A 12,468-nucleotide genomic window follows, 5' to 3' on the forward strand; every position below is an offset into this window, starting at 1 on the left:
TAAAAAATAAAAATTAACGTTGACGTTTGTCGCTTTGTTCAGTTTTCAAAGTTCAACCGCCGCTCTTAAGCGACTTTTTAATCTTACCAGTTTATCTCTTTCTTGTCAACAACTTTTTTAAGAAGTTTTTTCAAGTTTTTGATAAATTTAGTATCGCTCATCAGCGACGTATATAAATTTACCACGGATATTTTAAAGCGTCAATAGATTTTTTAAAATAAATCGTGTTTTTTTAGAAAAACCTTTTATCCAGACTATAAAATCATGTGTCAGGGCATCTATACGTCATAACCATACCGTATCAGATACCCTTTCTCTCTCTATCATTTCGCCACATAGTGTCTATGGTACAAACTCTTTCCTTTGGTTTCTACTTTTTTTACCATAATGATATCTTTTTCAATTAAAAACTCAAGGAGTATTCCTAAGTCAATAGCATAAGGGCGTATTTCGGGATGATGAACAAGTTCATTAAACGTCCATTCCTGCTTTTCACTTTTCATAATATGAACAAGATGCTTCGCACCCAATTCAGTTTTTTTATTGACTAGAAATTCACTTGCTAAGAAAAGCAGCTCCAAACGCTTGCTAACCTCTTCTTGGCTAATAATTAGCTCTTCGTAAAGACGATGAATTTCAGGTTCTATTTTTTTCACTTGGTTCCACACTGTCACTTCTGGGTGAAATCCATTTTCCAACACAGACAGTCGTGCTAAATGATGAAGAGCATGAATGACATGATTGAATGCATCTAAATAATGATTAGACGCATAAAAGTCTTTTCCTTCTTTAAATCGGCGAATCAACTTAGCAAACTCGACACCTATTCTCTTTGTCCGATCTTCTCTAGGGAAATCAATTAAGCGTTTCTTTAAGTTTTCCATATATTCGTTTCGATCAAATAGCACTTTACCATTTAAGATCCAATCAATAATACGGCGGTTCGTCCCATTCATAATCCATTCACTCATTTGCTGTTCAGAAGCCATATAAAGTGCAGCACGCTCATTTTCATATTCGTATTGTTTAATAAAAAGAGAAGTTTCTGTGGTTTTGGTCACAATAAATAAGATAGCATCCAAATTATCCGTCACTGGAGATTCTGATTTCTTTTTTTCAATCAGTAAAATACCGAGTGTGTCTTTATTGCTAGCTCTTTCTTGATATATTGGCCGTAAAACATCTTCCATTTTGAGCTCTCCTAACTGTAATAGACAAATATTTTTCAAAATTTTAAAGGCTATGGACTAAGATTTCTTTTTTTATTATATACGATGTATAACGGATATCCCACTCAGAATTATGGAAATCATTCAGAAAGCTCAAAAACTACGGATAATTTTCCGAAGATTCAATTTTTATTACTATTCACTGTCTCACTCTATGATATATTGGTAATAGGGGGGATACTGATGGGGATAAAGTATTCAAATAAAATTAACAAGATTCGCACGTTTGCACTCAGCCTGATCTTTGTTGGTTTCATTGTTATGTATGGGGGAATTTTCTTTCGGTCTTCAGTCTGGCTAATGACTATTTTTATGCTTTTAGGTTTACTGTGCATCGTAGCTAGTACCGGCGTTTATTTCTGGATTGGCATGCTTTCTACAAAAGCAGTTCAAGTAACCTGCCCTACATGTCAAAAGCAAACCAAAATGCTAGGGCGCGTAGATATGTGTATGTATTGCAACGAGCCGCTTACGCTTGACCGGTCTCTTGAAGGAAAACAATTCGATGAAAAGTATAATAGAAAAAAACAAAAAGAAAGCTGATAGTATCACTACTATCAGCTTATTAATGCGCTTTTTTAGCCGTACAATCAGGACACGTTCCGTAAATTTCCATTCGGTGGTGACTAATATCAAAGTCAGTAATATGAGCAGCCAGCTTTTCTACTTCGTCTAAACCAGGATAATGAAAATCCACAATTTTTCCGCAGCTTTCGCAAATCACATGGTAATGCTCTGTTGTAACATAATCAAACCGGCTTGATGCATCACCGTATGTTAGTTCCTTTACAATACCTACTTCGCGAAATACTCTTAAATTATTGTAAACGGTTGCTACACTCATATTTGGAAACTTACCTTCCAGCGCTTTATAAATATCATCTGCTGTTGGGTGTGTCATAGAATTGATTAAATACTCTAAAATAGCATGACGTTGTGGTGTAATACGAACGCCAGTACCTTTTAACGTTTCAAGGGCTTCTTGTAAATGATTTGACACGTCATGCACCCCTCTTCTATAAGTATTATTACTTTATAATTCTTATAATTAGTCTACATGTTTTACCCACGTTTTGTCAACTTGATGCCTATTCCTATTTTATGTAATAAGTAGAAATTATTCATATATGTTATGCAAAAAAAGAAGTGTGGAAATCAATCCACACTTTTAAATATATTAACATCTGAGGAGGTATGCCCTACACTGATATTGTATGTTCAAAGACTAAAACTGCTCTAGTTATCTGCCTGTTTTTATGCCATTTTTTCTTTAATAAATGATAAAGCTTCTTCCACATGCCCTTTTACTCGAACCTTGCGATACTCTTTTACGAGCGTTCCTTCTTTATCAATGATAAAAGTGGAGCGTTCAATGCCCATATATTCTTTTCCAAAGTTTTTTTTCAGTTTCCATACTCCATACTCTTCAGCTACGCTGTGATCTTCGTCAGCTAAAAGCAAGAATGGAAGACCGTGCTTATCAATAAACTTATGGTGTTTGTCGATTGGATCGGGGCTCACTCCTAGAATCACCGCATCTAGCTCTTCAAAATTTTCATGCTGATCTCTGAAATCACAAGCTTCCGTTGTACAGCCTGGCGTCATATCTTTCGGATAAAAATACAGCACAACGTTTTTTCCTTTCATCGAAGCGAGTGATACTTGCTCTCCATTTGTAGACATTAATACAAAATCGGGTGCTTTTTCTCCAACTACAGCTGTCATATTTATCTGCTCCTTTACGCTTTTCATTTTCTTTGAATAGCGTACCCAATATTAGATAAGATGACAAGTTTAAGTGCGGGTAACAGTTCGCATCACAAAGATTGCAGGCATAATGTAGCCGATAAACGCTTCAAAAGTTGCAAATAATTTCCCAATTCCAACCGGATACATATCTCCGTATCCTACTGAAAATAACGTCGCTGCGCTGAAATACATGCTGTTAAACAGCGTATAAAAGTAATGACCTTCATGTTCAAACCCTCCGCTTAACACTGGAATACTTCCCATCTCACACACTGTATAAATAAGGCTAAACCCCAATAAAACTGTGATATATGAATAAAACAAGACAAAGAAATGACCAATTGAGAAAAAATGAAATTCTCCAAGTTCTTTTTCAAAAAGAAACTTCATACTACCGATTACAAAAACAATGATAACGAGGATTAGAAAAATAACCATCATTCTACTCCTTTAATTTATACTCTACTACCACTATACGCGCATCCTTGTCCATTCATTACTACTCAGAAGCCACGAAAAAGAGCAGGCATTTAATTGCCTGCTCCTCTGTATTTTTTGACACCTGTATTCCATAAGAAAATAGAGATTACAAAAAAGACGATTCCCATCACCGGGGTTAAAAATGCATATCCGTACCATTCTGACCTTCCTAAGAAATAAGCAGCTGGATATACGCCTACAAATGCAAAAGGAAGAATCCACGTTAAAACATATCGGATGACATTGTTATAAATATCTACAGGATACCTTCCGTAGTTTCCAATATTATAAATAGTAGGCATAATAGAGGTTCTGGCATCCGACCAGAAGCCTATGCTTGCTAAGGCGATGAAAATTCCTGCGTATACAAGCGCTCCTCCTAAAATAAACAATAGAAAAATAAAAACATCATACCACTGGAAATGAAGGTGTAAAGAAGACGCAGCGTAAGCCATTACGGCAATCCCTGTGATACCACCAAACAATGATTCCAGTTCCATCCGCTCTAAAATAACTTGAAACAAACTGTGAATCGGCCGCGTTAAAATTCGGTCCATTTCACCTTTGACAATGTAGCGCTCGTTGAAATCCCAAATGTTAAAGAAAGACGAAAAAATAGCAAAAGGGACCAAAAAGAAACCATAAATAAAGATAATTTCCTCTCGTGACCATCCGTGCAGCGACTGAGTATGGCCAAATACAACTAAAATAAAAATCAAATTAACTGTTTGAAACAATAAGTCTGAAATGATTTCAACTACCATATCGGTGCGATACTGAAGCCTTGTTTTCATATATTGACTAATGTACTGAAAGAAAATCGAAAAATAAAACATTTTCATAGACTACCCTCCTTGAATAACCATTTTTTTCTTCGCTATGTTCCACAAACACGCAATAGGAATAAATAGAAGCCCTGACCAAACTGCTTGTGTAATAAGAGCATTTATTACTTCCTGCCCTTTAAATCCATTTGTGAAAATCATGCTCGGAATATAACTAATGGCCTGAAAAGGGAAATAGCTCATAATATGTTGCGCCCATAAAGGATAGAAACTGATGGGCAGAAGAAGTCCTGAAAACAAATCAATAACAACGCGCTTCGCTCGAATGAGTCCGTCATTGTTAAAGAGAAAAAAAGTCGTAATACCCGTTAATAAATTAATTTGTGTATTAATAATGAAACTAAAAATTAAAGACAGTCCAAAATAAAGCCATGTTGCGGCATTGGCTGAAAACTGTACTGGAAATAAAAACGCGACAATAATCATACCGGGCACTGAGAAAAACAGCAGCCGAAAAATCCCTTCTCCCAGTCCTTGCATTGTTTTCATACCAAGGTAGCTATAAGGCTTAATTAACTCTACTGCCACCTTGCCATCTTTAATTTCCATTGCCATTTCACGGTCAATGTTATTAAAATAAAAGGCTCTTGCCATCCATGAAACGGCTACATACGTTGTCATTTGGGTAATGGATAACCCTTGAATATTCTCTTTTCCTCCATAAATAGCGGACCATAAAAAGTAGTAAGCACCAATATTAATCGCATAAATCAATATTCCGCTGTAATAATTCGTCCGATACGCCAGCATCATTAAAAAGCGAATGCGTATCATCTCTATATATTTATCCATTCACAACACCTTCTTCATAAATGTTGCGGATGATTTCTTCCGTTGAAATTTCTTCAATGTTAATATCACTGATTTCGTGCTTTGCCACCACTTTAGCAATCAGCTGTGACATTAAGTCTCCTTTATTTTGAAGCTGCGCTGTCCACAAATATTTTTGATCACCTTCAATCCAGTTAACAGGCATCCCTTGCGTCAATAGCTTCAACTGCTCTTTATTTGGCGCGGTTCCAAATTCAAACGTGACTTGTTTAAGGTCTCCCCAATTCGAACGCAGCTTTTGCAGTGATCCGTCATAAATAATACTGCCTTCATCGAGCATTACAACGCGTTCACATAAAGCTTCAATATCTGCTAAATCATGTGTCGTAAGCAAAATCGTCGTATTATATTTTTCATTAATTTCTTTTAAAAATTGGCGGATTTTTAATTTAACCAGCACATCTAAACCGATCGTCGGTTCATCTAAAAATAGAAGCGGCGGATTATGAATAAGAGCAGCAGCCAGCTCACAGCGCATTCTTTGACCTAGAGAAAGCTTTCGCACCGGCTTATCTAGCAGCGGTCCAATATCTAACGTTTGAATAACATGTTCCATATGAGCGTTATAATCTTCATCTGACACTTTGTATACTTTTTTTAACAAGCGAAAAGATTCTTGTACGGCAATATCCCACCACAGCTGAGAGCGTTGACCAAAAACAACTCCAATCGTTTGGGCAAACTTCTCCCTTTCTTTATGAGGGTTCATTCCATTTACGGTAATCTCCCCTGAAGTAGGAGTTAAGATTCCTGTCAGCATTTTGATTGTGGTCGATTTCCCCGCTCCGTTTTCTCCTATATAACCTACCATTTCCCCTTGTTTTACGGTAAACGAAATATCGTTCACAGCTTTCATAACTCTATAATTACGGGTAAATAAGTCCCGGAATGCCCCTTTAAGGCCAGAGCGGCTAGAATAGGCTTTAAATTCTTTCCGAAGTTGATTCACCTCAATAGCATTTTTCATTGTATTCCCTCCGTTACGTCGACGTATTAGTGGTTTCTTTTATTGTTTCCGGCGCCCTTGCTAGCAACTCCTCTGCGAGATGAGGAACTATTTTCTAGCAGTTAGCTCACAAATTTCTATCATACACGTTCTCGAATGTTTTTCAAGAAACAAATAAGTTTGATAGAATAAAGAAGTTGAACTTTTCATTAGGAGGCATAACATGCAATTTACAAAATCAGAACAATTACACGCTGAAGCGCTCGAACATATTGTAGGCGGCGTTAACAGCCCTTCACGTTCATATAAAGCCGTAGGAGGCGGAGCGCCTGTTGCAATGGAAAAGGCAAGCGGAGCTTATTTCTGGGACGTCGATGGAAATAAATATATTGACTATTTAGCAGCTTACGGCCCTATTATTACAGGACACGCTCATCCTCATATCACGAAAGCTATTACAAAAGCAGCTGAAACTGGTGTTCTTTACGGTACGCCAACTGCTCATGAAGTCACATTTGCTAAAATGCTCAAAGAAGCGATGCCCGCATTAGATAAAGTGCGCTTCGTCAACTCTGGAACAGAAGCAGTTATGACAACAATCCGTGTAGCACGCGCTTATACTGGACGCGATAAAATCATTAAATTTGCAGGTTGCTATCACGGCCATTCCGACCTTGTATTGGTAGCAGCTGGATCTGGCCCTTCTACGCTCGGAACTCCTGACTCTGCAGGTGTACCAAAAAGTATCGCTAATGAAGTCATCACAGTTCCTTTTAACGATATTGAGCCTTACAAGGAAGCATTAGAAAAATGGGGCGATCAAATTGCAGCTGTTTTAGTAGAACCAATCGTTGGAAACTTCGGAATTGTTGAGCCAGAACCTGGCTTTTTAGAACAAGTTAACGAATTAACTCACGAAGCTGGAGCACTTGTTATTTATGATGAAGTGATTACAGCATTTCGCTTTATGTACGGCGGAGCTCAAGATTTACTTGGTGTAAAACCTGATCTGACTGCATTTGGAAAAATCATCGGCGGAGGTCTTCCAATCGGAGCCTACGGCGGTAAAAAAGAAATCATGGAAAAAGTGGCGCCGCTTGGACCGGCTTATCAAGCAGGTACAATGGCAGGAAACCCAGCGTCTATTCTTTCTGGGATTGCTTGCCTGGAAGTACTAAAGCAAGAAGGTGTTTATGAACAGCTAGATAAGCTAGGGGCGATGCTCGAAGAAGGTATTTTAAAACATGCTCGTACATATAACATGCCTATTACGATCAATCGATTAAAAGGCGCTCTTACTCTCTACTTTACAACAGAAACGGTTAAAAACTATGAACAAGCAGAAAATACAGACGGCGAATTATTCGCACGCTTCTTTAAACTAATGCTCCACCAAGGCGTCAACTTAGCTCCTTCGAAATATGAAGCATGGTTCCTTACTACAGCTCATACAGAAAAAGATATTACCGACACTTTAGAAGCTGTAGAAAAAGCATTTAAACAGTTAAGTGAAGAACGCTAATTTTTACTCTAAAGCACTCGTTTGAAAATGAGTGCTTTTTTATCTTGCCTTTGGGTTTCCTTATAGAACATTCCCACCTTTCATAACCATTTCTTACGCGTCATCTCCTTTTTGTCATCCTGTCGAAAAATCCCGAGAAATACCCTTATTTTTCTGCTTGTTTTCTCTTGATATCCATTCTTAAACCTTGTATAGTATGTTATTGTTTATATTATTTCCAACAGGTTATGTAATAAAGAAGGATTGATTTTTGCAATTTATCATTTGTTTTGGGGAACATTCTTCATAACGAAAAAACTTTTTTACAGAAAGGAACTACGAACGCACATGAAACTTGGTGCCCGCATCTTAAAAACGGGAATTGCCATTACACTTTCATTGTTATTAGGTGAATTTCTAAGTTTACCATCTCCAATATTTGCGGCAATTGCGGCAGTTTTTGCAATTCAACCGTCTATTTACAGATCTTATTTAACGATATTGGAGCAAATACAGGCGAATGTGATTGGAGCTGCTTCTGCAGTTTGTTTTGGACTTATTTTTGGTACCCATCCCATCATTATTGGTTTTACCGCTGTTGTTGTCATTGCAGTCAACTTAAAATTACGTATTAATAATACAATTGGGCTTGCGCTTGTGACAGTAATTGCAATCATGGAAAATCCAGGAGATAATTTCGTTGAATATGCACTTATACGCTTTGGTACAGTGTTACTTGGGGTATTCTCAGCATTTATTGTCAATCTTATTTTTATTCCGCCAAAGTATGAAACAAGATTGTATTATAAAATTGTAAGCACAACGGAAGAAATTATTAAATGGATTCGCATGAATCTTTATCACGCATCTGAGCACACATTGTTAAAAGAAGACATTGAAAAAATGAAAGACAATGTGGCTAAAATGAATCAAATCTTTGATTTTTACAAAGAAGAACGCACTTATTCAACCAAAAAACGTTTTGTTAAGTCACGCAAGCTCGTTTTATTTCGTCAAATGATTACCGTAACAACACGAGCTCTTACAACCTTGAAACTACTTCACCGAGTGGAAAATGATCTTCAAGTCATGCCACAGCAATTTCAAGATTTAATCAAATCTGAAGTTGAGTGCCTGTTAATGTATCATGAGCAAGTATTATTAAAATTCATTGGGAAATTACGCGTACAGCCAACCACTACTGTACCAAACGAAGCCTGCGTTGGAAAACGAGCTTTAATCGATAAATTTATGCAGTACAAAATATACGATAATGATGAAGAGAATAAGGTTATTTATCATATCTTCCCTTTAATTTCTGTCATCATTGAGTATAGTGAAGAGTTAGAGCATCTTGATAAGCTGATTGATACGTTCCAAAACTATCACAAAGATGCTAACTCATTTGATATTAATCATCAGCGACAAGAAGATTAAAAACACCACCTATTGTTAGACAATAGGTGGTGTTTTTAAATTGTATCAAGCTGCTGAACGTTAAAGAGCTGATAGTAATGACCTTTTTTCTTAATTAACTCCTCATGAGAACCTCGTTCGACTACTCTTCCATTTTCTAAAAGTACAATTTCATCAACATGAGTAATTGTAGATAAACGATGGGCTACAATGAAAGTCGTACGGTCTTTTGCTAGTTCAGCTAATGCTTCTTGAATATAGTGCTCACTTTCCAAATCTAGAGCTGAAGTGGCTTCATCAAAAATAAGAATAGCTGGATTTTTTAAAAATACGCGCGAAATGGAAATACGCTGCTTTTGTCCCCCTGATAGCTTCATTCCCCGCTCTCCCACTTTTGTATCATATCCTTCGGGCAAATTCATAATAAAATCGTGGGCATTTGCGGCTTTTGCCGCAGCAATTACTTCTTCATCTGTCGCTCCTGGCTTTCCAAGCAGTATATTGTTTTTAACCGTGTCACTAAACAACACCGTATCCTGCAGGACGATTCCAATCTTATCTCGCAGGCTGCGTACTTTATAGGTTTTGATATCAATGTCATCAATGAGAATTTTCCCCTCTGTCACATCATAAAAGCGCGGAATTAAGCTGATAAGCGTGGATTTCCCTCCTCCGCTCATTCCAACAAACGCAACGGATTTTCCTTTTTCTACATCTAAATTAATATCATGAATCACAGGTTTTTCTTCTTCTTCATAAGCAAATGAAACGTGCTCAAACTGCACCTTTCCATGAAGCTCAGTACATTCTTTTGCATCTTTCTTGTCTGTAATATCGTATTCTTCATCAATGAACTCAAACACCCGGTCCATAGATGCAACAGACTGCGTGAGCGTAGTCGATGAATTGACCAAGCGGCGAAGCGGATTATACAAGCGGTCAATATAGGCCACAAATGCTACCATCGTTCCTACGCTAAGACTTTCTGTGATGACTTGATATCCAGCAAATGTAATCACGATTAAAGGTGCCAAATCGGTAATGGTGTTCACTACTGCAAATGTTTTGGCATTCCAATTCGTATGATTGATTGCTTTTTGTAGAAAATTTGAATTTTGCTTATCAAATTGTTTCTGCTCATGAGGCTCAATAGCAAAGCTGCGAATAACAGAGATTCCTTGAACCCTTTCATGCAAGTGACCCTGTACTTCCGCTAAAGCCTGCGAACGGACTCGCGTTAAATGGCGCAGACGACTGTAAAAATATTTTACAGAGAACGCATAAACGGGCAGCAAAATAATCGATACCAGTGTTAAAGGTACATTCATCGTAAACATAATCACAATGGCTATTACAATCGTCATCATATCAAGCCATACGTTCATTAAGCCTGTGATAACAAAGTTTTTTGTTTGCTCTACATCATTAATGACTCGTGAAATCACTTCACCCGCTCGCGTGTTTGCATAGTAACGCAAGCTAAGCTTTTGAATATGGCTAAACAGCTGATCCCGAATATCATATAATACTTTGCTCGATACCCACTGAGCATAATACTGCCTGTAATATTCAATGGGAGGTCTTAACACTAAAAATATAACAAACGAAATCCCCATAATCGTCACCATTTTATGAACTTTTTCAGAGGAAGACATGCCATGTCCATTTACGATATCGTCCAAAACATATTTCAAAAGCAGCGGAATTAATAAAGGAATAGCAAATTTAATAATACCAATTAAGACAGTGCCGACAATTTGCCATTTGTATGGCTGTACAAACTTCATGTAGCGTCTTATACTTCCCATAAAATCTCCCCTTTCTATCTATGAGGGCAAGCTTCCTTAGTATATGTACACGCGTCGATTTTTTAGTGCTTTTATCTCTTCTAAAAGATGGCGACCATAACGCCAAAAAGAACATTATATCAAACAGTCAGCTTTAGACGGCCTAACATAATGTTCTCTAGCTCATTCATCAAGAATGCCGATATGTTAAAAAACGTTCATACCAAATGTCAATGAAATCTGGAGCAAACGGGCCTTTTCGCTGTCGAATCCAACCTTTTAACTCCTCGACGTGATTATGTAAAATACGGTCAATCACTTCTGGATAATTCATTTCTTTTCGATGCTTCTCATATTCATCTTCATCAAGAAGGGTGTATGTCATATCTGGATAGACTTTAATATCTAAATCATAATCAATATATTTGAGCGCTTCATTGTCATCATAAATGAACGGCGAACTGATATTGCAGTAATAATAAATTCCATCTTCACGGATCATCCCAATGACGTTAAACCACTGCTGAGCATGAAAATAACAAATTGCTGGCTCTCTTGTGACCCATGTTCGTCCATCTGATTCTGTAACGACTGTACGATCATTTCCTCCAATCACTAAGTTATTGGTTGCTTTTAATACGGTTGTCCGATCCCACACGCGATGAATATGTCCATTATGCTTGTAGCTGTGTATTTGAATTGTTTCTCCTTCCACCGGAATTCCCATCTCCAATACCTACTTTCATTTTAGCACTTAAAAAAATTCATATAACGTCTCCATTTGTCTTATGTTTATTATAACGGTTTCTCTCTCATTTTAACACAAATGTGCTAACCTTCTTGAGTTCAAAAAAGTCACTCCCCCTACTTTTCCTTTGCTTAGCAGCCTTAAAAAAGAGAGGAAGTGACACATCAATGTTCATTAAGCAAGTGTAGAGCAAGCCCCTTCACTTTTATATGTACGAATAATGTCTTCGGTTTGTGCTTCAAACGTCAATTGAATCTCTTTTAGTTTTAGCTTCATTTCACTAATTTCATCTTGCACAGAATGAAGTTTTGCTTCTTCATGAAGTTTTACTAGTTCACCTTCGATTTCCTGACAGCGCTCAATCTCAGACTGCAAAAACAGAAGTTGATCCATGGTCTCCAATTGTTGAGTCACTAGCTGATCAAATTTTTTCATACGATAGCTCCTCCCTATTTGCTTTAACCATACACGCGGCACTTCTGTTAACATTCTGTTTAGGTGAGACAGATTCCTTTGACGAGTTGTGTAAAGTTTCAAGAAGTTTTGTCATACTTTGTTGCTTTTTATATAAGAAAAAGCGAACTTAACATCGCCGTTTGAAAGACGTTAAGTTCGCTTTTGATATTAACCTTGGTATTTACCAGCGTTTTGGTTTTTCTTTGCTTCAGCTTGTGCGTTTTGTTGTCTCACTTCTTGAGCACTTGTTTCGCTAGCAAATTCAGTACCGAAGTTGTTTTTAGATGCTTGAGCATTTTGGCTTTTGTTTGCCGCTGCTTGTGCATTTTGTTGCTTCACTTCTTGTACATTTGTTTCGCTACCAAATTCAGTACCGAAGTTGTTTTTAGATGCTTGAGCATTTTGGTTTTTCACGTGTTGTGTGCTTGTACCAGATGCTGTTTTGTTAGTTTGTTTTGCCATTGTAATCACCTCCACGAA

Annotated in this window: 14 protein-coding genes; 3 read left to right on the forward strand and 11 right to left on the reverse strand. The window is 37.3% G+C overall.

From position 1 onward, the window contains the following. Window positions 1–323: 323 nt before the first annotated feature. Window positions 324–1,190 carry a nucleotidyltransferase-like protein gene (locus ACMX9J_RS24870; RefSeq protein WP_013055174.1) on the reverse strand — a complete coding sequence of 289 codons (867 nt, stop codon included), beginning with the start codon at window positions 1,188–1,190 and terminating at the stop codon, window positions 324–326. Window positions 1,191–1,412: 222 nt separating this feature from the next. Here ACMX9J_RS24870 and ACMX9J_RS24875 point away from each other — a divergent pair, with 222 nt between their 5' ends. Then, entirely contained in the window at window positions 1,413–1,772 is a 360-nt protein-coding gene (locus ACMX9J_RS24875) for a YgzB family protein (RefSeq protein WP_014461817.1), read from the forward strand. Window positions 1,773–1,794: 22 nt separating this feature from the next. On the opposite strand, the gene perR is transcribed toward ACMX9J_RS24875, so the two are convergent. From perR to ACMX9J_RS24905, 6 genes are all read right to left on the reverse strand, one after another. After that, the gene (gene perR / locus ACMX9J_RS24880; RefSeq protein WP_013055172.1) at window positions 1,795–2,229 is read right to left on the reverse strand and encodes a peroxide-responsive transcriptional repressor PerR; all 435 of its coding nucleotides are present in this window, start codon (window positions 2,227–2,229) and stop codon (window positions 1,795–1,797) included. Window positions 2,230–2,483: 254 nt separating this feature from the next. After that, complete coding sequence (gene bcp, locus ACMX9J_RS24885) at window positions 2,484–2,954, reverse strand: thioredoxin-dependent thiol peroxidase (protein ID WP_028412424.1); 471 nt, start codon at window positions 2,952–2,954, stop codon at window positions 2,484–2,486. A gap of 69 nt (window positions 2,955–3,023) precedes the next feature. Continuing rightward, complete coding sequence (locus ACMX9J_RS24890) at window positions 3,024–3,416, reverse strand: ion channel (protein ID WP_013081554.1); 393 nt, start codon at window positions 3,414–3,416, stop codon at window positions 3,024–3,026. 92 nt (window positions 3,417–3,508) lie between these two features. Next, window positions 3,509–4,294 (reverse strand): ABC transporter permease, encoded by a 786-nt coding sequence (locus ACMX9J_RS24895; RefSeq protein WP_013055169.1) that lies wholly within the window; start codon window positions 4,292–4,294, stop codon window positions 3,509–3,511. Between the two features lie 9 nt (window positions 4,295–4,303). After that, entirely contained in the window at window positions 4,304–5,095 is a 792-nt protein-coding gene (locus tag ACMX9J_RS24900) for an ABC transporter permease (RefSeq protein WP_013055168.1), read from the reverse strand. Beyond that, complete coding sequence (locus tag ACMX9J_RS24905; protein ID WP_047751720.1) at window positions 5,088–6,101, reverse strand: ABC transporter ATP-binding protein; 1,014 nt, start codon at window positions 6,099–6,101, stop codon at window positions 5,088–5,090. The genes ACMX9J_RS24900 and ACMX9J_RS24905 overlap by 8 nt, the downstream gene beginning before the upstream one ends. A 202-nt stretch (window positions 6,102–6,303) precedes the next feature. Here ACMX9J_RS24905 and ACMX9J_RS24910 point away from each other — a divergent pair, with 202 nt between their 5' ends. Next, window positions 6,304–7,602: a glutamate-1-semialdehyde 2,1-aminomutase gene (locus ACMX9J_RS24910; RefSeq protein WP_028412426.1), complete on the forward strand. Its 1,299-nt coding sequence runs from the start codon at window positions 6,304–6,306 to the stop codon at window positions 7,600–7,602. A 327-nt stretch (window positions 7,603–7,929) separates the two neighbouring features. Continuing rightward, window positions 7,930–9,018, forward strand: a complete 1,089-nt coding sequence (locus ACMX9J_RS24915) for an FUSC family protein (protein ID WP_013081550.1) — start codon at window positions 7,930–7,932, stop codon at window positions 9,016–9,018. Between the two features lie 35 nt (window positions 9,019–9,053). On the opposite strand, the gene ACMX9J_RS24920 is transcribed toward ACMX9J_RS24915, so the two are convergent. The 4 genes from ACMX9J_RS24920 to ACMX9J_RS24935 all read right to left on the reverse strand — a co-directional run bounded on the left by ACMX9J_RS24920 (window position 9,054) and on the right by ACMX9J_RS24935 (window position 12,450). Further along, on the reverse strand, window positions 9,054–10,805 hold the full coding sequence (locus tag ACMX9J_RS24920; RefSeq protein WP_013081549.1) for an ABC transporter ATP-binding protein: 1,752 nt from the start codon (window positions 10,803–10,805) through the stop codon (window positions 9,054–9,056). A 169-nt stretch (window positions 10,806–10,974) separates the two neighbouring features. After that, entirely contained in the window at window positions 10,975–11,511 is a 537-nt protein-coding gene (locus ACMX9J_RS24925; RefSeq protein ID WP_013055163.1) for a DUF402 domain-containing protein, read from the reverse strand. Between the two features lie 195 nt (window positions 11,512–11,706). Then, window positions 11,707–11,967, reverse strand: coding sequence for a YgaB family protein (locus tag ACMX9J_RS24930; protein ID WP_014461824.1), 261 nt, complete (start codon window positions 11,965–11,967; stop codon window positions 11,707–11,709). 189 nt (window positions 11,968–12,156) lie between these two features. Beyond that, the gene (locus ACMX9J_RS24935; protein WP_028412428.1) at window positions 12,157–12,450 is read right to left on the reverse strand and encodes a gamma-type small acid-soluble spore protein; all 294 of its coding nucleotides are present in this window, start codon (window positions 12,448–12,450) and stop codon (window positions 12,157–12,159) included. Window positions 12,451–12,468 lie beyond the last annotated feature (18 nt).

This window comes from Priestia sp. RMT2NF4 (genome assembly GCF_047872835.1).
In the GTDB taxonomy this organism is placed as follows: domain Bacteria; phylum Bacillota; class Bacilli; order Bacillales; family Bacillaceae_H; genus Priestia; species Priestia zanthoxyli.